Raw genomic sequence first — 25,540 nt, forward strand, 5'->3', positions numbered from 1 at the left:
ACTACCTTAGCAGCTGAGTATCAATTTGCTCTCTTCTATGTATTTTACAATTTCTGCACAAACGCTTTCGCTGGTAAATCCAAATTTCTGATCCAAAACACTGGCCGGTGCAGAGTAACCAAAATGCTCTAATCCAATTACTTTTCCGCTATCACCAATCAAGCCTTCCAGGTTTACCGGAAGCCCTGCTGTCAGTCCAAAAACCAATTTCCCTTTTGGGATAATGCTCTCCTGATATGATTTTGATTGTTGTTTGAACAAACCTTCAGAGATGATTGAGGCTACATTTATATTTAGATTTTTTTCTTTTTCTAAAATCACGGCAGCATCCAAAAGTGTCGAAACTTCAGATCCGTTTGCGATTAAAGTGATGTCCGGATTTTGGGTTGCTTTTACTAAATAACCACCTTTTTTAGCTTCAGTCGCGTCTGTGTATCTTGAAGTTCCGTTGGCCGGAATGTCTTTGATGTTTTGTCTGGAAAGAATTAAAGCAGTCGGTGTATTGGTGTTTTTTAAGGCCATATCCCAAGCTACTGAAGTTTCAATAGCATCAGCAGGGCGGAGGGCTAACAGACTTTGATGACCAGCATGATTTTTTATTTTTTCCAACAAGCGCATCTGTGCTTCCTGCTCAATAGGTTGGTGGGTAGGCCCGTCTTCACCTACTCGGAAGGAATCGTGTGTCAGGACATATTTTACCGGTAATTCTTGAATTGCAGCCAATCGGATAGCTGGTTTCATATAATCTGAGAACACAAAAAACGTTGCCACTACAGGAATTACACCTCCGTGAAGGGCAATACCATTAGCAATAGAAGTCATGGTCAATTCTGCAACTCCTGCCTGTAAAAAGGCTCCGCTAAAGTCATTTTTTTGTAAAACAGATGATTTTTTAAGGAAGCCGTCTGTTTTATCACTGTTGGATAAATCTGCCGAAGAAACAATCATGTTTTCTACATGTTCAGCTAAATATCCCAAAACCGCAGAAGAAGCATCTCTGGTGGCTGCATTTGCTTTTTGAACCACATTGCTTAAATCCAGTTCAGGCAGTTTGCCGGATAAAAACGAATCCATTTTTTGTGATAATGCTTCATTTTCTTTTTTCCAAGCGGCTACATGATGCTTTTTGTAAGCAGCATCTTCCTCTTTTTTAGCCAATATTTTTGAATAATGCGTTTGAACCTCTTCGTAAATATCAAAAGGACTTTCAGGATTTGCTCCCAGATTGATTAGGGTTTTTACGTAATCTGCTTTGGTATCACCAATAGGTTTTCCGTGTAATTCGCATTCTCCTTCATACATATCGCCAGTTGCAGTAACACAACCTTTACCCATAATGGTTTTTCCAATTATTAAGGTTGGTCTTTCCGATTCTTCCTGTGCTTCGTTTAATGCTTTTCTGATTTGTTCGTGGTCATGACCGTCTATAGTGATAACTTTCCATCCCCAGGCTTCATATTTCATGGCGGTATCTTCAGAGGTAACTTCATCCGTCATCGATGAAAGTTGCACATCATTCGAATCATAAAACATGATGAAATTATTTAGGCCTAAATGTCCAGCAATTCTACCGGCTCCTTGAGAAATTTCTTCCTGAACCCCACCATCAGTGATGAAACCGTATATTTTGTGATTGAAAAGTCCTTCGAATCTGGCATCCAAAAATTTGGCTGCAATAGCCGCACCGACACCCATTGCATGTCCTTGTCCTAACGGTCCTGAAGTATTTTCTATTCCTCTTAGTACATCAACTTCCGGGTGACCTGGTGTAACAGAACCCCATTGTCTGAAATTTTGTAAATCGTCTTTTTTGTAATTCCCCAATAAATAATATTGCGCGTACATTAAAGCAGATAAGTGTCCTGCATCCATAAAGAAACGATCTCTAAAAGGCCAATCCATTTCTGTTGGATCAAAGTTTAAATATTCTGTATATAGAATGTGAAGGAAATCGGCACCTCCCATGGCGCCTCCCGGATGTCCTGAATTTGCTTTTTCTACCATCGAAATGGCCAAAGCTCTTATGTTATCAGCAGCTAAATTGTCAATTTTTTTATTCATGTCTAGATTATAAAATTATATATGCTTGGATAAGATTCGTTGTAGCTGAATCTTGAACTATTGTTATGCTAATTTTTTTTGCAACAGTAATTTTTTTACGGCAAATTTAGTTGGGGCATAAAAAAAATTATACGGACACTTGCCAAAGCTAATGGTGCAGATTAAATGATATTTTTTACGTATAGACCTGAAACGGTTAATTAACTGCTTGTTTGTGAGTCATTATATATATGTAACAATAATAAGTGTAAAAAATACATTTACAAATGTAAACAAATTTTTTATACAAAAACAAATAATTTTATTTTCTTGTTATTTTTAAATGGGAATCGTATTTATTTTGCCAAAAAAAAATGGCAATACTATTTTTTTCAAGGTAGTATTGCCATCAATTAATAGTTATTTATTCATAGCGATATATTCTGAAGGGGTCATTGTAAAATGCTTTTGAAAATTTCGACCGAAGCTTGTCTGCGATTTATAACCCACCATTTCGGCAATTTCGTACATTTTATAATTCTCGTTCAAAAGTAGTTCTGCGGCTCTTTTTAAGCGCACAATATTGATTAATTCATTAGGACTCAAATTCGAAATATCTTTAATTTTTCGATATAAAGTCGAGCGGCTCATGTTCATTATTTCGGCCAAAGACTCAACGCTTAAATCAGAATCAGTAATGTTGTTTAGAATTTCCTGGTCTAATTTTTTTAGGAACTTTTCATCGGTTTTGCTGTGCCCAATACTTTTGATGTGCGAAAGAGGTGAACTAGCATAGTAGTTCATAATTTGTTTTCTGTTTTGTATTAAATTATCTGTCTGAACTTTTAAATAATCCATCGAAAAAGGTTTTGCAATGTAAGCATCGGCTCCCACTTCAAGACCGTCAATTTGTGACTTCAGTGAACTTTTGGCGGTAAGCAAAATAACTGGAATATGGCTTGTTTCTAAATTTGTTTTAATTTTTTCACATAAGGTAATTCCATCCATAATAGGCATTGAGACATCGCTTATAACAAGTTGAATATTTTCGCTGTGAATTATTTTCAATGCATTTTCGCCGTTATCAGCTTTAAAAATAGTGTAAAGCGGAGATAATTCCATTGAAATAAAATTCAATAAATCTGCATTGTCTTCTACAACTAAAACTTGCGTTTTTTCGTGTTTACTTTCAATTCCAACAATTTTAGATTCCCTTCTATTTTCCTCTTTTTCAGATTCATTGTAAAGCATAAACGCTTCTTCCTGATGAAGTGGGACTACAAGTTCAAAAACATTGAGGGTTGGATCTGCAATTAATTGCAGATTCCCGTTATGTAATTGTGTTAGCGAATGTGCAAGCGAAAGTCCAATTCCGGTTCCGGAAGAACCATCCATATTATCAACCCTGAAAAAAGGTTCGAAAATTTTATCTTTTAAGTGAAATGGGATTAGATTTCCGTCATTTTTCACGATTAAAGTTAGTTTGTTTTCATCTCTAAAAAGCGTAATTGAAACTTTGTCTTTTGAATATTTAATGGCATTACCCATCAAATTGCTCAGGATTTTTTTGAACGCTTCTTTGTCAACAAAGGCAAAAATATCCTTTTGGCCCAGTTCCAATTCAAATTTAATGCCTTTTTCTTCAATTAATTGGCTGAATCTCAAGTGTAATTTTCTAGCCATTGAAGAAATATTTGTTTCTACAAAAGTGAGTTTCAATCCGCCAATTTCTGTTTTTCTAAAATCTAATAATTCGTTGACTAATTTTAACAATCGCGACGTATTTTTCTTCATTATAGAAAGATTTTGAGGAACTTCTGGTGATTTGTGTTCCATTGTCAAAAGTTTTTCCAACGGACCTTTTATCAGTGTTAGTGGTGTTCTAATTTCGTGTGCAACATTCGTGAAAAAATCAATTTTTGCCTGATAGATTTCTTTTTCTTTTTCGTCGTTTAAATGTTTTATTTTTAGGTTGTTTTTAATTTCTGTCAAGTTTTGCGAATAACGAATAATGTAATAAAGGAACCCACAAATAAGCAGAAAATAGAAAATATAAGCATAAGTACTGGCCCAAAATGGTGGTAAAATTTTAACTTTTAATTCAATTTCTTTGCTCCAAATGCCAAAACTATTTAACGATTTTACTTTAAAAACATAATTACCGGGTCTTAGGTCAGTAAAGAACACTTTATTGTTGTGCCCCAGATAGACCCAATCATTATTTACGTTTTCAAGTTTGTACCAATATTCTGTAAGCTCTGTAGCCGTGTAGTTTAATGATGCAAATTCAAGATTAAATGACGATTGGTTGTTGTTTAGTTTTAGTTCGTCAATATGCGAAATAGATTGTTTTATGGGAGAATCATTTATACTGGCGTCAATATCTTTATTGTTGATTTGAAGATTAGTAATAAAAATTGAAGGGGAGTGTTTGTTTTTTGTAAAATTATTTGGATTAAAACTAATCATTCCGTTTAGATTTCCAAAATACATGTCGCCGTTCGTATCTTTAAAAGCCGATGCATAATTAAACTGATCGCTCAACAAACCATTCGCTTTTGTATAAACTTTAATACTTTTATGATCTGAACCAAATTTTACCAGACCTTTAGAAGTGGTTAGCCATAAATTTTTAGTGTCATCTTCTAAAATCGCATACACTACATTACTCGGAAGTCCGTCTCTAGTGGTGAATTTTTTAAAAGTCCTAGTTTTTTTATCAAATAAATTCAGTCCATTTTCGGTGGCAAACCATAAATTTTTAGAACTGTCTTCAAAAATATAATTGATTGAATTATCGCTGATTCCTTTAGTGTCTTTATAATGATAAATAAAGACCTCTTTCTTTTTGGTTTTTGGATTGTAGTAGAATAGACCATCTCGAGAACTTCCAGCCCACAAATTTCCATCGATATCTTCTATGAAAGTGGTGTAAAATATAGTTGTTGGAAATGTTTTTAAAGGCTCAAAATTATCCTTTTGTTCATTATACAAATAAAGTCCTAAATTGGTAACTACGATCAATTCATTTTTTTTGGTTTCATAAAATGAGAAAATAAAATTACTGCGTAAACCAGAAGATGGATTATTGGCACTATAATGTTTTATAACCTTACCTGAATTTTTATCTAAAATATCCAAGCCATACTCAAATGTTCCGACCCAAATTTTGTCTTTTCTAGACATTAAAGCGTGAATGTTGTAATAGGGGACACTGCTTTTGCTGCCGTTTGGCAAATACGAAGTAAACTGTTGCGTTTTCGGGTTTAATCGGTTTAAACCGGCATCTTCAGTACCAATCCAAAGATTACCATTGTCATCTTTAATAATTTTTCTTACGGCACCTCCGCTAATGGAGTTTTGCCCTTTTTGAGGGAAATATTTTTTGAATTGTGTGTGTTGTTTTTGATAATAATTGATGCCGCCAAAATAGGTTCCAATCCAAACTCCGTTTTCTTTATCAATCGTTATTGAATAGGCCGCATTATCTGAAATTGCATAGGGATCATTATAGTTTTTTTTGAGATTAACGGTTGTTTTCGTTTTCAGGTTGTAAACATACACTCCGGATTCGCTTGCAATCCATAGCTCGGTATTATTTCTTTTTCTGAATTTTCGTACATAGACTGGGTTTTTAGTCGAAAATTCTAATCTAGAAGTTGTTTTGCCTGGAATATTGTAAACTAGAACGCCATCAGCATGTGTACCAATTACAATATTATTTTTGTCCAAAGCATAAATAACAGAAATATTTAAGTTGCCTGAAGTTGCGGGAGTTATAAGTGGTTGATTTTCAAACGAAAGGCTTTCGTTAGAATAATGATAAATTTTGTTTGAAGAAGAAACCCAGATTTCGCCATTTGCATCCTGTGAAATTGAAGTCGCAGTAAAATATTTGTCTGGATTAAAAGTTTCGGTTTCTTTTTTTGTTGTTGAATATTTGTATAGAATGTTTCCTGAAATAAACCAGATATTCCCTTTTTTATCATGATTTATGTCGTTAATTCTATTGTTTATGGCTTCATTCAAAATCGTAAACCGATCTGTTTTTCTATTGTATTGATACAAACCTTTATCGGTACCAACCCAAATTATTCCTTTGTATTCATGTAAAGACCTTATGAAATTACTTCCTAAGCTATGAATTGGGTCTCCATTGCTCCGATACGTTTTAAAACGATAACCATCAAATCGGTTCAAACCATCCTTAGTTCCAAACCACATAAAGCCATCTTCATCCTGCAAAGAGGTTAAAACAGTGTTGTGGGAAAGGCCTTCTTCGGCTTGAAAATGTTTAAAATAATAGTCTTGTGCCTCAATAAAATTTGAAGAAAAAATTAAGGGAAATAAAAAAAGAAAGAATTTACGCATCGTTATGTTTTTTTATAATTAAACCTATGTTCAGCAAATTGTGTCAAATTTCAACAGAATGTTGCAAGGTGTTATTTACTTGATCTTTTTTATGCAATTTGAATCATTTTATATTAAAAATGACACAAATGAAGCATTTTATTTTGAATTAAAAGCATCTACTTTGTCTTTTAAATAAATGAATTTGATATTTTTTGTGCTAGATAAAAAGCAAAGTATCAATAGAATAAAGTTTTTTGAAAGCATCATTACTAATCTTATAATATTACCCTAAAATATAAAAATGAAAAATATTCAGATGACTTCGGTTATTACGTTGGTGCTTTTTCAATTTAGTTGTAAAAACCACAAAGAGGAAACTATAATAGTAAAAAAAGGTTCAATAATAAGCAATGATTTTAGTAGAAAGAGAGCTTGACAGTAGAAAAATGGATAAAATAATTGACGGTAAAAGAGTCAATTTATATTGCAAGGATTGTTTCGAGCTACGCTATAAATGAAGATATTATTTGAATAAGAACCCAAATTACAATTAATCAGTATTGAATTATGAAATATAAACTATTATTATTTATTACCCTATTTTCTTTAAACGGTTTTGGACAAGCCAAGGGAAAAGAGGTTCAAATTGAACCAATCAATTTTTCCAAAGTAAAAATTACCGATTCTTTTTGGCAACCTCGTTTGAAAAACCATGCAGCAAGTACATTGAGCACTTGTATTTCCCAAATTGAAAGTCAAACAGGGCGTATAACTAATTTTGTAAATGCAGGGAAAAGGTCAGGAAAACATTCCGGGATTTTTTATGATGATTCGGATGTATACAAGGCATTAGAAGGTATTGCATACACTTTGATAAATAATCCCGATCCAAAATTAGAGAAAACAGCTGACGATTGGATTGATAAGATAGCAAGTGCCCAATTAAAGGATGGTTATATTAACACTTACTATACTTTAACAGGATTAGATAAGCGATGGACCAATATGGACAAGCATGAGGACTATTGTGCGGGACATCTTATAGAAGCTGGAGTAGCTTATTATCAGGCAACTGGAAAAACAAAATTGTTGGATGTTTCCAAAAAGATGGTAGATCATATGATGTCTCTTTTTGGAGAAGGAAAACGCCACTGGGTAGCTGGACACGAAGAAATAGAATTGGCTTTGGTAAAACTCTATACCATCACTAACAACAAAAAATATTTAGATTTTTCGAAATGGTTGTTAGAAGAAAGAGGACATGGATACGGAACTACGGGTGTAGCAGGGGAATGGGATATCAAATATTACCAAGATGTTAAACCTGTAGCAGAACTGACTGATATTTCTGGACATGCTGTTCGATGTATGTATCTTTTTTCGGGTATGACTGATGTGGAAAAATTGGAAGGGAAATCAAGATATTCCAAAGCATTGAGTTCTGTTTGGGATGATGTGGTTTTACGAAATATGTATATTACTGGAGGTATTGGTTCTTCTAGGGCAAATGAAGGATTTACTGAAGACTATGATTTACCAAATCTGGATGCTTATAGTGAAACATGTGCTTCAGTGGGTATGTGCTATTGGAATTCGAGAATGAATCAATCATCTGGTGATTCTAAATATGTGGATATTTTAGAGCGATCTATGTATAATGCTGTTTTGGCAGGGGTTTCTATTAGCGGAAATAAATTTTTCTATGTAAATCCATTAGCATCTAAAGGGACTCACCACCGAAAAGCGTGGTACGGCACCGCCTGTTGTCCAAGTCAAATTTCACGTTTTATGCCTTCTGTTGGAAATTATATTTATGGAAAATCGGACAATGTGATTTGGGTAAACTTATACATAGGTAGTTCGGTGGATATTTCTGTTGGGAAAAACAAAGTCGTTTTGCAACAAGAAACCAATTATCCATGGAATGGCGACGTGAAACTTAAGGTTCAATCCTTGTCTTCTCCCTTGAAAAAAGAAATGAGACTTAGAATTCCTTCCTGGTGCAAAAAATATACTCTTTCATTAAACGGAAAAGAAATTGTCAGTCCAGTTTTAGAAAATGGATATGCTGTATTAGAAAACGAATGGAAAAAAGGAGATGAAATTAGAATCTCCATGAATATGCCTGTTGAGGTGGTTAAAGCGGATGATCGCGTGAAAGAAAATACCGGAAAAAGAGCCATTCAAAGAGGGCCAATTGTGTATTGTTTAGAAGAAATAGACAACAAAACTAATTTTGGTTTTGAAAGTGTTTCTGAGAAAACAAAGTTTGAAACTGTTTTCAATCCCAACTTATTAGGTGGAATTATGGAAATAAAAACGGTTTCGGATCCCAAAAATGTCATAAAATTTATTCCTTATTATTCTTGGGATAACAGAGAGGATAGTAAAATGAAAGTATGGATTGATTATAAGAATAATTAATTTTTTTTTGAAAGCAGCATATTGTTTTTCAAAAAATATTTAACTGTTTTTCAAAAAAAATAAATTTTAAATCAAACTATGTTCATAAAAAATTAAAAAACAAAACTATGAAAAGAGTAATACTGGTGCTGCTGACTTATTTAGGAACAATTAATTCAAATGCTCAAAAGTCTGAAAATGTAATAATTATAACGACTGATGGATACCGAAATTTTGAAGTTTTCAATGGAATGGATATCGAAATAGCAAAAAATAAAAAATTTAATCAAAATGACAGTACTTATATTTTTAATAAATATTGGGATGATGACACAACAAAAAGAAGGGAGAAATTAATGCCTAACTTTTGGTCAATTTTTGGAAAACAAGGACAAATTTTTGGAAATATAAATTACGGAAATAAGGTTAACAACGCTAACCCTTATTGGATAAGTTTTCCCGGATATAGTGAAATTGCAACCGGTTTTGTGGATTTGAAAATCGACTCTAACCAATATCCGAATAATCCTAATTTAAATATTTTACAGTATTTAAATTCTAAAGATAAATTTAAGGGAAAAGTAAGTGTTTTTTCTGCGTGGGAAGCCTTTGATAGAATTTTGAATGAGGAAGCCTGCGGTTTCCCTATTATTTCTGCATTTGACCACGTCGGAGGTGATAACCCCACTAATAATCAAAAACTCATCAACGAAATGCTTTCAGATTCTCATATTGATTATCTCAAACCATGGTACAAGATGAGTCCTGATGTATTCGCTTTTAGTGAAGCGATGGAAGAATTAAAAGTAAATAAACCGAATGTATTATGGATTTCTTTTCTGGAAACAGATACTTGGGCACATAGGGGACAGTATGCATTCTATTTGAATGCAGCTCATCAGGTAGATATTTATATTAAGAAAGTATGGGATTTTATTCAGAATGACCCAAAATACAAAGATAAAACTACACTGTTTATAACTACGGACCATGGTAGAGGCAATATTATAAAAGAGGAGTGGACTAGTCATGGGAAAAATATTCAAGATGCTTCACAAATTTGGTTTGCTGCGGTAGGGCCACAAATTAAGCCATTAGGGGAAATTAAAAAGGAAAATCAAATATATATTGAACAATTTGCTCAAACAGTTGCTAATCAGTTAGGGGAAATTTTTAAATCAACTCATCCTGTAGCTAAAAAAATTGATTTCGAGTGATTTCGCTTACGTAAAACTATAAAATAATTTAACATTTAAATTCGCTTCCACTATGAAAGATCCATAATTTATTGAATGTAGGCTGCTCATAGTAGTTCCTGCAGTAGAAGACAAATACATTTAAAAAAAATATAAAATGTAGTCTGTTTTTTTTATCAAGATTCTATAGCTGTGTGCAGTTACTGATGAGTAACGGTTAAAGCCACAGAAAAAATTAGTTTTCAAATGATTTGATCTTATTTTTTAGAATTTGCGTCTGTCTAAAATAATTTGTGCGTTAACCAGATAAGTAAAAACAAAAGAAAGTAGTAATACTTATACCGAAAGACTTTATATGAAAGTTTGCATTTCCTTATTCTTTTATAAATGAAAAAATTAAAGTATTAATAACTAAATACAAACCTTTGATAGATTTCAAAGCAACGAATTAAATTACGGAATAAGGTTTTAATATGTTGCTATTGATTTCACTCAAAATAATAAATAATTAAGCATATTATGAATAAAAAATCAGTTTATTTATTAGTTGTATTTTTCTCAATGTTCTTAGCAGGACAGGCTTTTTCACAAGAGAGAAAAATTCAAGGACAGGTAATTTCAGAAAAAGATGGTTTACCACTGCCTATGGTAGACGTCGTTGTGAAAAATTCAAAAATATCACAAAGTACAGATATGGATGGGGGGTTCAGTTTGACAATTCCTGAAGAAATTAAAAACATTATTTTAGAATTTTCTTTTATTGGGTATAAAACTAAAGAAATCAAAATTGAAAATCAAAGCACTGTAAAGATAACTTTAACCGAAGAAGAAAACAAATTGGAAGAAGTTGTAGTTGTTGGTTATGGGACACAACGTCAAAGCGAACTTACATCCTCTGTTTCTAAAGTCAAAAGTGAGTCGTTCAACAAAGGAATGGCTACTGATGCGGGTCGGTTAATTCAAGGAAAGGTTGCTGGTGTGGGAGTTATAAGACCAACTGGAGATCCAACTAGTACTTCTCAGATAATGTTAAGAGGTGTTGGGACCCTAAAATCAGGAACTGCTCCTTTAGTATTAATTGACGGGGTTCCTGGAGATTTGAATACTATTGCCGCCGAGGATATTGAATCTATTGACGTATTAAAAGATGGCTCTGCTGCTGCAATATACGGAACAAGGGGTAGTAATGGTGTTATTTTCATAACTTCAAAAAAAACAAAAGCAAATACCCCGTTGACTTTAGAAATAAGTCAACTTACTTCTATTCAAAGTATTGTTAACCCTTTGAATATGATGAATGCAAGTGAGTATCGAAAATTGGTAGATCAAAAAAAGCCTGGAGCTGCCGATTATGGATATAACACTAATTGGCAGGAATCTATTTTGCAGACTCCCGTTTCTAATGTTACAAATTTTAGTATAAAAGGAGCCAATAGTGAATCAAATTATGTTGCAAATGTTAATTACATTGCAGATGAAGGAATAGTTAAACGATCTGATAATAGTGTTTTAAATTCTAGAATTGAAGTAAATCACAAAATGTTTGATAATATTCTTAAATTTAATTTTAGTTTGATTGGTAGAGAGCAGCAATACCAAGCTTTAGGAGATGGTCAAAGTTTTCAAGGAGAAATTTATCGTAATTCACTTACACACAATCCAACAGATCGACCTAAAGATGATAATGGTGTATGGACAGAGCGATTGGCTATTAATGCGTATATAAATCCTCTTGCTGCATTGTATGAAACTAATGGAAAAAATATGAACAGGCAATTAAAGTCCATCGGCTCTGTAACTATTACTCCTATTGAATCTCTGTTTTTTAAAGCTTTAGCTTCACGTACTGGTTTTAATGAAACGAGAGGTTATTCTGAAACCAAGAGACATATTTCTACAGTTAAATTTGGAAAGAATGGATATGCCTCCCGAGGAACTACTAGTTCTGTAGATGATTTATTAGAACTTACTTCACAATACAAAAAAAGGTTTGATAGTCATGAAGTAACAGGATTATTAGGATATTCTTATCAATCGAATATTTTTGAAAATTATTATATGAATAACTGGGATTTCCCATCAGATGTTTATACATACAATAATATTGGAGCTGGAGCAGCTTTGAAAAGAGGCGAGGCAACGATGTCTTCTTTTAAAAGTGAATCTACATTGATTGGTTTTTTTACAAGACTTAATTACAATTTTGAAGATAAATATCTTTTTTCTGCCAGCTTTAGAAGAGAAGGTTCTTCAAAATTTGGAGAGAATAATAAATGGGGAAATTTCCCTGCAGCATCTGTCGGGTGGAATCTAGCTAAAGAGAATTTTATTAAATCGGCTAATGTTTTTGATAAATTAAAATTAAGGGTAGGATTCGGAGTGACGGGAACTATTCCAACCGATCCTTATATGTCTATGCTGCAACTCTCTACATCTGCTAACTTCTTAAATAATGGAACTTGGGGTCCAACATTGCAGCCAGCATCTAACAGTAATCCTAATTTGAAGTGGGAAACAAAAGAAGAATGGAATTTTGGTCTTGATTATGGAATTTTAAAAGGAAGAATTTCAGGAAGTATTGATCTATACCAAAGGACTACTAAAGATTTGCTTTGGAATTATCAAGTACCGGTTCCATCTTATCTTTATCCAAATATTATTGCAAATGCAGGAACTTTAGAAAACAAAGGAATCGAAGTACAACTGAATTTTGTTCCTCTTCAAAATGAAAATTTTACATGGAACGGTAATGTCAATTATTCGACTAATACAAACAAGTTAGTTTCTTTATCGAATGACTCTTTTCAATTAAAGTCTGGATTTATTGATGCGGGAACTACCTTAGATCCAATTCAACAAACTACACATCGTGTTGTTGTAGGGGGACAGATAGGAGATTTTTATGGGTATAAATCCATTGATATTGATACTAACGGTAGATGGATAATTGAAGGGCAAGATGGGAAACCAAAACCGATTTCTCAACAGTCACCTAATGATAAAAAAGTACTTGGAAATGGATTGCCAAAACATTTATTAAGTTTTAACAATAGCTTTATCTATAAAAATTTTGACTTAAATGTTGGAATGAGAGGTGCCTTTGATTATAATATTTTAAATTTTCAAAGAATGTATTTTGAATCGCCAGTAGCTTTAACAAGAGGGAATATTTTGTCGGATGCGTATCATCTAAGATACGGGAAAACCGTTTTGAGTGATACCCAGGAATTACAATATGTAAGTTATTATATTGAAGATGGAAGTTTTTGGAAAATTGACAATGTAACTTTGGGATACAATTTAGATCTTAATAACAAAAGCATTAAAGCCATTAGATTTTATTTAACTGGAGGTAATTTGATGACCTTTACTAAATACAAAGGTTTAGATCCTGAAGTAAATGTTACAGGACTTGATCCAGGGAATGATGTGATTGATAGATACCCATCGATGAGAACTTTTGCACTTGGGTTGAATTTTAATTTTTAAGAATTAGAAAATGTGTTTTAATAAAATAGAAAAGAAATGAAAACAGTATTAAAAAAAGGATGTTTCTTCATAATTATAATGCTAGGTAGTTTGCAGGCTTGTACTAATTTAGATGAAGAAGTTTTTTCAAGTGTCACAGAAAGTAGTTATGTACTCTCTCCTGGTGATGCAACAAAATCTCTTGGAGCAGTTTATGCGAACTTAAGACCCCAGATTGGATTTTATACCACTTATATTCAAAGTATAACAACAGACGAGGCGGTAATGCCAGCAAATGCTTCCGGCTGGAATGATGGTGGTATTTATCAACGTATGCATTTACATAGTTGGAACTCAGCACAAGCTCATTTGATTCCTCTTTGGAATATTAATTATAAGGGGGTTTTATTGTGCAACAAATTGATTGAACAATTGATGGGAGATGAAATACCCCTTTCGTCCACTGAAAACAAGTTGCAATTGATTGCCGAAGCGAAAACTTTAAGAGCTTATCATTATTGGCAATTATTTGACAATTTTGGAGATGTACCTTTGGTTACGGATACCTCTTTAGATTTACCTGTTACATCCCCTAGAGAAGATGTTTATAATTATGTTATTGCAGAATTATTAGAAGCAATAAATGATTTGTCGCCTGAAAAAACGACAGCCAATTATGGGCGAATTAACAAATGGGGTGCAAAAACTATTTTAGCAAATATCTATCTAAATGCTGAAGTTTATACGGGAACTTCTCAATATCAAGCTTGTCTTTCACAATGTGACGATATAATTAACTCCGGAAAATACCAATTAGACGCGAATTTTTCGGATCCATTCAAAGCTAAAAATGAAAATTCAAATGAAAATATTTTTGTAATTGCATTCGATGATATTTATGGTACGGGTTTTAATGCTTACCATGTTACTTTGCATTCTGCGAATAAAAGGACATTTAATACTGCAGACAGCCCATATGGCGCAGGATGTTATAAAGCAGTTCCTCAATTTATTGATACTTACGATTCAGAAGATACGAGACTTAAATCGACTTGGTTATCAGGGATCCAATATGCTTCCGATGGGACAGTTTTAACTGGTGCGTATGAATCAAAAAATAAACCTTTAGATTTTGTTAACTCAATGCCTGATGGATTGTATACAGCAGAGGCAGATGGATATCGATTTAATAAGTATGAAATTCCGTTGGGATCTAAAACTAATTTAAGTAATGATTGGGTACTTTTTCGTTATGCTCAAGTGTATATGATGAAAGCGGAATGTTTACTTAGAACGGGAGATGCAAGTGGAGCAGGTGTATTAGTTTCTCAGGTTAGACAACGAGCTTTTAAGTCCACAAATCCTGCCAAAGCTACAGTAACCGGGTCTGATTTGTTGGGAAAATCTTCTTATGTTTATGGAAATGTTGCTAACTATATTTTGACACCTCAGGCTTCATCTTTTCCAGAACAATTCGGACGTTTTTATGATGAATTAGGTTGGGAATTTGCAGGGGAAATGTTTAGAAGAAGAGATATGATTAGATTTGGACATTATACCAAAGCTGAATGGTTATCACATAAACCGAGTGAGGCTTATCGTACTATTTTTCCGATTCCCCAAACTGTTCTAAATACAAATCCTGATTTGAAACAAAATTCAAATTACAATTAAATTGATATAGCTACTAATTAGACTACCTGATAAGAATCAAACTAATTTGTTAATTCGCATTAGGTAGTCTTAGTAGTTTTCAAAGCTCGGAGCATAAATTTTTAATTTTTGTTTAGATTTTTCTATTAATGTTTAGCTTAGTTCGTTTTTGACTTTTATATGTTGAGTGAAATCCGATTGGAGTCAACTAGTAAATAAAATATTAGGAAAAATCGTGTTAATAAAATTATTTTATCAGAGAAATATTCAAAACAGGACTCCCAAGACTTGAATTAAATTTTTTACCAACTTATTATTTATTCTAAAAAAATCAAACAAAAACAAACATGAAAAAAATCGCGTTGTTGCTTACTATTTTATTTTGTTCAAATGGTTTTGGACAATCCAAAGGACAACACATCCAAATTGAACCAATCAATTTTTCTAAAGTAAAGATTAATGATTCATTTTGGCAGCCTCGTTTGAAAAACCATGCAGCAAGTACACTGAGTACTTGCATTTCTCAAATTGAAAGTCAGACAGGACGTATAACTAATTTTGAAAATGCAGGAAAAAGATCAGGAAAGCATTCTGGGATTTTTTATGATGATTCGGATGTATACAAGGCATTAGAAGGTATTGCATACACTTTGATAAATAATCCCGATCCAAAATTAGAGAAAACAGCTGACGATTGGATAGCTAAAATTGCAAGTGCCCAATTAAAGGATGGTTATATTAATACTTATTATACTTTAGCAGGATTAGATAAGCGATGGACTAATATGGATATGCATGAGATGTATTGTGCTGGCCATCTTATTGAAGCCGGAGTAGCCTATTATCAGGCAACTGGAAAAACAAAATTGTTGGATGTCTCTAAAAAGATGGTAGATCATATGATGTCTCTTTTTGGAGAAGGGAAACGTCATTGGGTTGCCGGACATGAAGAAATAGAATTAGCTTTGATAAAATTATATAATATCACTAATAACAAGAAATACTTATATTTTTCAGAATGGTTATTGGAAGAAAGGGGGCATGGATATGGTTCCAAAGGGGATAATAGGAAATGGGATACTGAATACCACCAAGATGTTAAACCTGTAGCGGAAATCACCGATGTTTCGGGTCATTCTGTTAGAGCTATGTATCTTTTTGCAGGAATGGCTGATGTCCAAAGTATGACTGGAAAACCAAAATATTCCAAAGCATTGAGTTCCGTTTGGGATGATGTGGTTTTACGAAATATGTATATTACTGGAGGTATTGGTTCTTCTAGGGCAAATGAAGGATTTACTGAAGACTATGATTTACCAAATCTGGATGCTTATAGTGAAACATGTGCTTCAGTGGGTATGTGTTATTGGAATTCGAGAATGAATCAATCATCTGGTGATTCTAAATATATGGATATTTTAGAACGATCTATGTATAATGCTGTTTTGGCAGGGGTTTCTATTAGCGGAAATAAATTTTTCTATGTAAATCCATTAGCATCTAAAGGGACTCACCACCGAAAAGCGTGGTACGGCACCGCCTGTTGTCCAAGTCAAATTTCACGTTTTATGCCTTCTGTTGGAAATTATATTTATGGAAAATCGGACAATGCGATTTGGGTAAACTTATACATAGGTAGTTCGGTGGATATTTCTGTTGGGAAAAACAAAGTCGTTTTGCAACAAGAAACCAATTATCCTTGGAATGGTGACGTCAAACTTACGGTTCAATCCTTGTCCTCCCCTTTAAAAAAAGAAATGAGACTTAGAATTCCTTCCTGGTGCAAAAAATATACTCTTTCATTAAACGGAAAAGAAATTACCAGTCCAGTTTTAGAAAATGGATATGCTGTATTAGAAAACGAATGGAAAAAAGGAGATGAAATTAGAATCTCCATGGATATGCCTGTTGAGGTGGTTAAAGCGGATGATCGCGTGAAAGAAAATACCGGAAAAAGAGCCATTCAAAGAGGGCCTATTGTGTATTGTGTAGAAGAAATTGACAACAAAACTAATTTTGGTTTTGAAAGTGTTTCTGAGAAAACAAAATTTGAAACTGTTTTTAATCCCAACTTATTAGGTGGAATTATGGAAATAAAAACGGTTTCGGATCCAAAAGATGTCATAAAATTTATTCCTTATTATTCTTGGGATAACAGAGAGGATAGTAAAATGAAAGTATGGATTGAATATAAGAATAATTAATTTTTTTTGAAAACTATCTGCAAAAAATGAAAAAAGCATTGACCATATTGTTGCTATTTCCAGTTCTATTAATGGCACAAAAGGAAATAGTCCAGGCAAATTATACAAATAATCGTAGCCCATTGGTGGCAAAACCATATATCGAATTACCACTCGGAGCCATAAAACCTATGGGTTGGCTTGAGGAACAGATGAAGCGAATGGCAAATGGAATGACAGGGCATCTAGATACAAAATATTCAAAAGTGGTTGGATCCCGCAACGGATGGCTGGGTGGAGATGGAGATGTATGGGAACGAGGTCCATACTGGATTGACGGTCTTTTGCCATTGGCTTATATTATGAAAGACCAAAAATTAATTGAAAAAGTACAACCATGGATAGAATGGACTCTTGCCTCACAAAAAGAAAGCGGTTATTTTGGTCCTGATACGGATCGTCCTAAAGAAGCAGGTTTGCAGCGTGATAATGCAAAGGATTGGTGGCCAAAAATGGTGGTGCTCAAAATAATGCAACAATATTATTCGGCAACAAACGATAAAAGAGTAATTCCGTTTTTGACTAACTACTTCAAATACCAGTTGAAAGAATTACCTAAAGATCCTCTTGGGAGATGGACTTTTTGGGGAGAACAAAGAGGGGGTGATAACCTAATGGTAGTCTACTGGCTTTATTCCATCACAGGTGATAAATTCTTGTTGGATTTAGGCGAGTTAATCCACAAGCAAACATTTGATTGGACAGATGTATTTATGAATCGAAACGATTTATCAAGTCAGAATAGTACGCATGGAGTAAATTTGGCGCAAGGTTTTAAAGCGGCAACAATCTATTCTCAATCCAATAATGATTCTAAATATGTGTTCGCTCCTAAAAAAGCAATAAAAGATATGCGTTCCACCATTGCTTTCCCGACGGGATTATGGGCAGCTGATGAAATGTTGCGTTTTGGAAATCCAACGCAAGGTTCTGAGTTATGTACTGCAGTAGAAATGATGTTTTCATTAGAAAAAATGCTTGAAATCACTGGTGATGTGCAATGGGCGGATCAATTAGAACGTATTACATTTAATGTTTTGCCTTCTCAAATTAGTGCTGATTTTAATGAAAGGCAATATTATCAGCAAATCAATCAAATTGCCATAACAAAAGAATCAAGGAATTTTGTAACTGTTCATAAAGATACGGATAACTTGATGGGCTTGCTTACAGGATACCCATGTTGCACTACGAATATGCACCAAGGTTGGCCAAAATTCACTCAAAATCTTTGGTATGCTACGGCTGACAATGGTATAGCAGCGTTAATTTATGCGCCTTCTGAGGTAGTGGCAAAAGTGGCAAACGGCACTAAGATAAAGATTACAGAATCAACTAATTATCCATTTAAGGAAAACATAAATTTTAAATTTGAATTTGTTGATAAAAAAATAAAACAAGGTAGTTTCCCTTTTCATCTTCGAGTTCCATCTTGGTGTGAAAATCCAGAGATTTTGTTGAATGGAAAAAAACTGGAAGTGTCATTTCAAGCCGACAGAATTATAAAAGTTAGCAGAGATTGGAAAAATGGAGATGAGTTGTTAGTTAATTTTCCAATGAAAGTGGCAGTAAGTTATTGGTATGACGGTGCTGCGGTTATAGAAAGAGGTCCGTTATTATATGGTTTAAAAATGAATGAAAAATGGGAACAAAAAAATGATCCTGTCAAGTTTGGGGATTACCATGAAATAACTTCAGATTCACCTTGGAACTATTGTTTGTTAAAAAAATATTTGAAAGAAGAAACGATCCAAACATCAGTTGGAATAACCCAGAAATCAGTGATAGCTTCTTATCCTTGGACTTTGCAGGATGCTCCCATAACACTTAATGTAAAAGCGAAACGAGTAGTATCTTGGGAAAAATTCAAAGGCTCAGCTGGGGCAATTCAATATTATTCGCAAATAGGGGATCAATTATCTGATGAAATAGAGGCTCTTCAAGAAGAGACAATTGAATTAATTCCATTTGGTTGTACCAAATTAAGAATTACCGAATTTCCTGTACGTTAGTTTTTAGATCCCAGAAGTTTTTTATTTTTTATTTATAACACTATAATATAATTCGTGGGCTAAATTAATTTTGTGCCATGAGTATAAGAATGAATTAAAGTATTTTATGAAAGTCTTTAAATTATTTAGTGAAAGTCTGAATTAGTAAATAAGCATAGTTAAAAGTTATGTTTTAATATTTTATCTACCCTCATTAATAAATTTATTTAATATTAATAAAAATGAACATCTATAGAAAAATGAAAAAAATCCCTTTTATTCTAACAATCTTTATGAGTGTTGTAATGGTATCGTGTAAAGAATCCGATAAAGATATTTTGCCTAAAGAAAGTTTTGAAAAAGAATTTGAGGGCAAACAAATCTCTCTTTATAACTTACAAAATAAAAATGGCATGGTTTGTCAAATAACTAATTATGGCGCTCGTGTAGTTAGTTTGTTGGTTCCCAACAAAGACAAAAAACGTACTGATGTTGTCCTAGGTCTTGAATCAATAGATCAATATCTTAAGAATGGAGAATACCTTGGGGCTATAGTGGGGCGTTATGGAAACAGGATTGCCAACGGTAAATTTAACCTGAATGACCAGACATATACTTTGTTCAAAAACAATGGGCCGAATTCACTTCACGGAGGTAAGAAAGGATATGCTGACGTGGTTTGGGATGCGCATGCTTTTACTACTAAAAAAGGAGAGAATGCCATTGAATTGAGCTATCTGTCAAAAGATGGCGAAGAAGGTTTTCCTGGGAATTTACAAATAAAAGTGACTTATACTCTTACGGATGAAAATGAGCTAAAGATAGATTATTGGGCTCAGACCGATGCTGCGACAGTAATTAATTTAACCAATCATGCTTATTTTAACTTGAAAGGCGCAGGAAATGGCGATATTTTTTCTCATAATCTAACGCTTTATGCTGATAATTTTACACCTACAAACAGTACTTTGATCCCTACAGGTAAAATTCAAAAAGTTGCAAATACTCCTATGGATTTTAGAACACCTCATACAATCGGAGAGCGCATAAATGAAAATACTATCGATTTAAAATATGGTTTAGGATATGATCACAACTGGATTTTAAACAAAAATCCTGGTAAATTGACTCTTGCCGCAAATGTTTCTGAACCTTCCACAGGTATTGAGATGAAAGTTTTGACGACGGAGCCAGCTATTCAGTTTTACAGTGGTAATTTTTTAGATGGGAAAATTATAGGAAAAGGAAAAAAGCAGTACAATCATCGTACAGCATTTTGTTTGGAAGCACAGCATTATCCGGACTCTCCTAATCACGCCAATTTTCCTTCAACAGTATTAAAACCTGGCGATACTTATACTCAAAGTACAATTTATCAATTTGGTTTAATGAAGTAATAATGGAATAATTTGTGAAAACATTGGTTGCGGGTGGTTTTTTTTTTGGTTAGTTAATTAACTGCCCGTACCAATGTTTATTTTGCAGAATTTTTATAGTTATATTGCCATCTATGTCATTAGTTAGACCAATATAAGAAACAAAAATTGAATTGATAAACGAGCTAAGAAATATAAAATTTAGCGAAGTTTATAAAAGTAAAAGAATTCGGAACCAAGTTTATTATATATTGTTTTACAAAGAATTTCGAATAATCAAAGCACTTTTGTTTTCTATTTGTTCTTTTTTTCCTTTCAAAATCATTTGAGTCAAAATTTTTCCCATGGCTTCAAAGTTGGTCGAAATAGTGGTGATTCCGTTTTCAACTACCTTTTTTAATGGGGTTTCATTATAGGAAATAATTCCGTAATCGCTACCCAGTTGAAGGTTTTGAAGTTTGGCTTTTTCAATTACCCGAACCAAATCTCTGTCACTTGGAATAATATACACTTCCCCTTTTTTTATTTCTCGATTACTGAATTCAGTGATGATTTCGTAATCTAGTTTGTAATCTTTGCAAAAATTCTCAAAGCCTATTTTCATTCCTAGAGGCTCCCTGAATCCTGGAAAAATCATGATTAATTTTTCATATTTGCTTAATCTTGCTTTTCCTTTGTATAAACCTTCGTAGATATCTTTTTTATGATTTTGATATACTGCGGGATAGGATTTCAGTTCAGGATTAGTTTGGTCCAATATATAAACTTCGTTTACTGGTAGGGTTTTGATTATCGAAGCTGCTGCAACTAAGTTGGTTGGCATAATGATGTATTTTGTGTAGTTGCCATTACTGTCATTTATTAGTTTTTGGAATACCTGGGTGTTGAAATTATGAAAGAAAATATCCACCTGAACATCTTTTCCAATGTTTTCTAAAAAGGAATTATAGAGGTCTTCTTTGAAAATATTTAACTCATCGAAAAGCAGAAAAATCCGTTGTTTAATTCTGACTTCAGTACTTTTTACATAGTATCCTTTCCCAAGAATAGCATAGATTATTCCTCTTTTTTTTAATTCTTCGTAGGCCTGTAAAACCGTATCGCGGGACAGGGAAAATTCCAGACATACTTTGTTTATGGAGGGGAGTTTTTCATCTTTTTTCAAATGGCCTTCCTCAATCGTTTTCTCTATGGATAAAATGATTTGTTTGTACTTTGGAACACCCTGATTGTTCTGAATATTTATGATTTTCATGAGTAAGCTTTTTTGCAAATATACAAAAACCGGTAGGTACCGGTATGTTAAATTTAACTTTTATTTTACATTTGAATTTTAATATTTCGTAAAAAATTAATGTAAAAAAAACACATATCATATTTTATATCAAATTATATTAAATAAATAATTTGATTTTAAGTATAAAATAAGGCATTTTTTTTTGTGAATTAGTCAATAAAAATGAAATTGAAGATCATTGAATGTGTCCTTGAAAAGCGAATGGATAGATAGTGACATTTAGCCAGAACACCCCAAATAAGGGTTAATTTAAGAGAACAACCGAACGTACAGAAAGATTTACTTTAAACTAAAATGAAGAATAGTGATAATTCCGAATGAACTGATTTAGAACCCAATTTCAGGTTTATTCATCTACAATTGAAACCACTATTTTTTGTCTTTTTTAAAGGATAATAGATTGCCAAGAATAACTAACCAATTTTTAAAAACTATGAATTTATGAAAAACATGAAGAATGTAAATCAGATGTCAAGAATAAAAACATTCTTAACATCTAAACTCACTCTGTCATTAGTCGTTATGGTCTCTTGTATTAGCTTGCAGGCTCAAAATACTATTACAGGTTCTGTTGGAGATCAAACTACATCCCAGTCAGTCTTTGGAGTTTCAGTAACTGTCAAAGGAACAAAAAATGCAACCATAACAGATGTTGATGGTAATTATAAATTAAATGTTTCGGATCCTAATGCTACATTAGTTTTCTCTTATATCGGATATGTTACAGTTGAAGAGGCTATTGCAGGCAGACAAGTGATAAATGTTTTACTTAAAGAAGAAAACAATACGCTAAACGAAGTAGTGGTAATTGGGTATGGTACTGTCAAAAAAAGCGATTTGACAGGAGCAGTTGGAGGACTTAAAGCCAAACAATTAGACGCCCAAAGTAACACCAATTTAGGTAGTGCCATACAAGGTAAAATTGCAGGTGTAACTGTAGAGTCTGCAGGAGGAGCTCCTGGTTCTGGAACTAGAATTCAGATTAGAGGTGCAGGGTCATTAAACAATAATAATCCTTTGATATTAGTAGATGATATCGCAGTTGCTTCTATGAACAATCTGAATCCAAATGACATTGAATCAATACAAGTGTTGAAAGATGCTTCTGCCGCTGCAATTTATGGGTCAAGAGCAGCAAACGGTGTGATTTTGATTACTACAAAGAGTGGTAAAAAAGGAGAAATGAAAGTTACTTTTGATACTTTTTATGGTGTTTCCGATGTTACTAAAACCTTAGATTTGTTAAATCAGGAAGAATGGGCAAAGGTAAGTAATGCTGCTTATAGTGCTGCTGGAAAAGCTCCTTTGGACATTGCTTTAAATCCCCAAGTGCCTGGTGCAGGAATTGATTGGCAAGATGAAATATTTAGATCAGCTTCTACACAAAATTATTCATTAGGACTTTCTGGGGGTTCAGATAATTTAAAATATAATATGTCATTAAGCTACTTTGATCAAGAAGGAGTAGTAAAAGAAACAGATTATAACCGTGTCAATCTAAGGGTTAAATCGGATTACAAAAAGGGTATTTTTAAAATTGGGGAAACAATAATGTTGACCAAAGAAAACAGAAATGATTTGCCGGGTGTACCTGGACAAGGAAGAAATGTTGTCGGATCTGCTATATCAATGCTTCCAGGGTTTGCAATTTATGATGAAAATGCTGTAGGTGGATATGGAGGTGCATCAGGTGCGGTTACAGATATATTCAATCCTGTTGCGGCTTTAAACCTTTTTGATGTAAAAAACGACTATTATCAAGCATTGATAAATACCTACGCTGAGGCAACTTTCTTGAAAGACTTTAAATATAAGTTAAATGTGGGAGCAACATTTTCTGAGCATAAAAGTTATGCATATACTCCACGTTATGAAGTAGGAGGCTTTTTCAAAAATTTGAAAAATGTTTTAAGTGAAGGTAGTGATTTGAACCAATATTTTCAAGTAGAGAATACCTTGAACTATTCAAAACAATTCGGTAAACATTCTGTAAATTTACTTGTTGGGCATACTGTTTATGAAAACAATTTCCGCTCTATTTTTGGATCAGTACAAGGAATGCCGGATGGTATAGAAGTTCTGGCTGGTGCAGAATTACCTGCAGTTTCAGGTTACGCTACCGAGAATAAACTGATCTCCTATTTAGGACGTGCAATATATTCTTTTGATAATAAATATATTCTTACGGCGACTTTTAGACGTGATGGGTCATCTCGTTTTAGCCCGGAAAATAAATGGGGAAATTTCCCTTCAATTTCAGCAGCATGGGGAATAGATAAAGAAAAGTTTTTTTCTGATCTAAAATTACCGGTATCTGAATTAAAGTTACGTGCCAGTTATGGAGTATTAGGGAATCAAGAAATAGGAGATTACCAATATCTTGGACTAATTACATCAGGGATAAGCTATGGTGTAGGGGAACCTAATACACTTTGGATAGGTAATATTCAAACAGATTATCCTGCCATTGGTTTAAAATGGGAAGAGACCTCGACAGCTAATATTGGTTTAGATTTAGGTTTATGGGATGGTAAATTGACTTATACCTTTGATTATTTTCAAAAGAATACATCGGATTTACTTTTACGTGTGCCAATTCCATTGTCAGTTGGTTCAAGTACTGACCCTTATACTAATGCTGGTGAAGTATCAAACAAAGGTTTTGAGATGGGATTAACTTATAATGAAAAAATAAATGAGGTTAATTTCTCTGTAACGGCAAATATATCAAGCATTAAAAATAATGTTGAAGAACTTAGTACCGGTAGTCAGATTTTGGCTGGTTCTAGTGGATCATTCCACGGTGCTCCTGTGACTTACAGTAAAGTAGGGTATCCTATTTATTCATTTTTCCTTGTTAAGACTGATGGATTGTTCCGATCTGAAGCTGAACTGGATGAGCATAGTGTAAATGGTACCCGAATCCAACCTAGAGCTGAAGTGGGTGATATCAGATATGTTGATTACAATGGAGATGGACAAATTAGTGAGGCAGACAGACAATACAGAGGAAGTGCTTTTCCTGATTTTGAATATGGTGTACGTCTTCAGGCTGATTGGAAAGGTTTTGATGCGTCTCTTGTTGTTCAAGGTGTTGAAGGAAATGAGATCTATAACGGTAATAATACTGACTTAGCAACAGTAAGAGCGAATACTAATTATTCTAGTGCAACTTTAGATTCATTTACTTTCAATCCGAACTCTAATTTTCCTAGATTGAATATTGATGATCCAAATAATAATGCGGCTGATTTTTCAGATCGTTTCCTTGAAGATGGTTCTTATCTTAGATTAAAAACGATTCAAGTAGGATATACGCTTCCAAGTGATATGACTAAAAAAATATCAATTGAAAAATGTCGATTATATCTTGCAGGTGATAACCTTGTTACTTTCACTGATTATACAGGATATAATCCAGATGTTTCAGCGGATGGACTTGGCGGTAGAGGGATAGATTACAAATCTTATCCATTAAGCAAAACAGTTGTTTTTGGTGTACAACTTAACTTTTAAATCG

The 25,540-nt window shown here is 33.4% G+C and carries 11 protein-coding genes; 8 read left to right on the forward strand and 3 right to left on the reverse strand.

The window, feature by feature from the left end; all coding sequences use genetic code 11:
* Positions 1-6: 6 nt before the first annotated feature.
* Positions 7-2,061 carry a transketolase family protein gene (locus tag ABEB23_RS11595; protein WP_348812767.1) on the reverse strand — a complete coding sequence of 685 codons (2,055 nt, stop codon included), beginning with the start codon at positions 2,059-2,061 and terminating at the stop codon, positions 7-9.
* 399 nt (positions 2,062-2,460) lie between these two features.
* A complete protein-coding gene (locus ABEB23_RS11600; protein ID WP_348812768.1) occupies positions 2,461-6,411 on the reverse strand; it encodes a hybrid sensor histidine kinase/response regulator transcription factor in 3,951 nt (1,316 codons plus the stop codon).
* A gap of 549 nt (positions 6,412-6,960) precedes the next feature.
* Here ABEB23_RS11600 and ABEB23_RS11605 point away from each other — a divergent pair.
* The 7 genes from ABEB23_RS11605 to ABEB23_RS11635 all read left to right on the forward strand — a co-directional run bounded on the left by ABEB23_RS11605 (position 6,961) and on the right by ABEB23_RS11635 (position 20,744).
* Entirely contained in the window at positions 6,961-8,817 is a 1,857-nt protein-coding gene (locus tag ABEB23_RS11605; protein WP_348812769.1) for a glycoside hydrolase family 127 protein, read from the forward strand.
* Between the two features lie 107 nt (positions 8,818-8,924).
* Positions 8,925-10,013 (forward strand): alkaline phosphatase family protein, encoded by a 1,089-nt coding sequence (locus ABEB23_RS11610; protein WP_348812770.1) that lies wholly within the window; start codon positions 8,925-8,927, stop codon positions 10,011-10,013.
* A 498-nt stretch (positions 10,014-10,511) separates the two neighbouring features.
* Positions 10,512-13,481, forward strand: a complete 2,970-nt coding sequence (locus ABEB23_RS11615; RefSeq protein ID WP_348812771.1) for a SusC/RagA family TonB-linked outer membrane protein — start codon at positions 10,512-10,514, stop codon at positions 13,479-13,481.
* Between the two features lie 36 nt (positions 13,482-13,517).
* The gene (locus ABEB23_RS11620) at positions 13,518-15,134 is read left to right on the forward strand and encodes a RagB/SusD family nutrient uptake outer membrane protein (protein ID WP_348812772.1); all 1,617 of its coding nucleotides are present in this window, start codon (positions 13,518-13,520) and stop codon (positions 15,132-15,134) included.
* A 326-nt stretch (positions 15,135-15,460) separates the two neighbouring features.
* Entirely contained in the window at positions 15,461-17,317 is a 1,857-nt protein-coding gene (locus ABEB23_RS11625) for a glycoside hydrolase family 127 protein (protein ID WP_348812773.1), read from the forward strand.
* A gap of 26 nt (positions 17,318-17,343) precedes the next feature.
* Positions 17,344-19,368, forward strand: a complete 2,025-nt coding sequence (locus ABEB23_RS11630) for a beta-L-arabinofuranosidase domain-containing protein (protein WP_348812774.1) — start codon at positions 17,344-17,346, stop codon at positions 19,366-19,368.
* A gap of 221 nt (positions 19,369-19,589) precedes the next feature.
* Positions 19,590-20,744, forward strand: a complete 1,155-nt coding sequence (locus ABEB23_RS11635) for an aldose epimerase family protein (protein ID WP_348812775.1) — start codon at positions 19,590-19,592, stop codon at positions 20,742-20,744.
* A 235-nt stretch (positions 20,745-20,979) separates the two neighbouring features.
* Here the strand turns inward: ABEB23_RS11635 and ABEB23_RS11640 are convergent, their stop codons facing one another.
* Positions 20,980-21,978, reverse strand: coding sequence for a GntR family transcriptional regulator (locus ABEB23_RS11640; protein ID WP_348812776.1), 999 nt, complete (start codon positions 21,976-21,978; stop codon positions 20,980-20,982).
* A 483-nt stretch (positions 21,979-22,461) separates the two neighbouring features.
* Here ABEB23_RS11640 and ABEB23_RS11645 point away from each other — a divergent pair, with 483 nt between their 5' ends.
* The gene (locus ABEB23_RS11645) at positions 22,462-25,536 is read left to right on the forward strand and encodes a SusC/RagA family TonB-linked outer membrane protein (RefSeq protein ID WP_348812777.1); all 3,075 of its coding nucleotides are present in this window, start codon (positions 22,462-22,464) and stop codon (positions 25,534-25,536) included.
* Positions 25,537-25,540 lie beyond the last annotated feature (4 nt).

It is taken from the genome of Flavobacterium maritimum (genome assembly GCF_040049085.1).
GTDB classification, from domain to species: Bacteria; Bacteroidota; Bacteroidia; order Flavobacteriales; family Flavobacteriaceae; genus Flavobacterium; species Flavobacterium maritimum.

Excerpts from the sequence above, each read along its gene's own strand:
- ABEB23_RS11595 (WP_348812767.1), bottom strand. The coding sequence starts at position 2,061 with ATGAATAAAAAAATTGACAATTTAGCTGCTGATAACATAAGAGCTTTG.
- ABEB23_RS11640 (WP_348812776.1), bottom strand. The coding sequence starts at position 21,978 with ATGAAAATCATAAATATTCAGAACAATCAGGGTGTTCCAAAGTACAAA.
- ABEB23_RS11630 (WP_348812774.1), top strand. The coding sequence starts at position 17,344 with ATGAAAAAAGCATTGACCATATTGTTGCTATTTCCAGTTCTATTAATG.
- ABEB23_RS11645 (WP_348812777.1), top strand. The coding sequence starts at position 22,462 with ATGAAAAACATGAAGAATGTAAATCAGATGTCAAGAATAAAAACATTC.
- ABEB23_RS11620 (WP_348812772.1), top strand. The coding sequence starts at position 13,518 with ATGAAAACAGTATTAAAAAAAGGATGTTTCTTCATAATTATAATGCTA.
- ABEB23_RS11625 (WP_348812773.1), top strand. The coding sequence starts at position 15,461 with ATGAAAAAAATCGCGTTGTTGCTTACTATTTTATTTTGTTCAAATGGT.
- ABEB23_RS11610 (WP_348812770.1), top strand. The coding sequence starts at position 8,925 with ATGAAAAGAGTAATACTGGTGCTGCTGACTTATTTAGGAACAATTAAT.
- ABEB23_RS11615 (WP_348812771.1), top strand. The coding sequence starts at position 10,512 with ATGAATAAAAAATCAGTTTATTTATTAGTTGTATTTTTCTCAATGTTC.
- ABEB23_RS11605 (WP_348812769.1), top strand. The coding sequence starts at position 6,961 with ATGAAATATAAACTATTATTATTTATTACCCTATTTTCTTTAAACGGT.
- ABEB23_RS11600 (WP_348812768.1), bottom strand. The coding sequence starts at position 6,411 with ATGCGTAAATTCTTTCTTTTTTTATTTCCCTTAATTTTTTCTTCAAAT.
- ABEB23_RS11635 (WP_348812775.1), top strand. The coding sequence starts at position 19,590 with ATGAACATCTATAGAAAAATGAAAAAAATCCCTTTTATTCTAACAATC.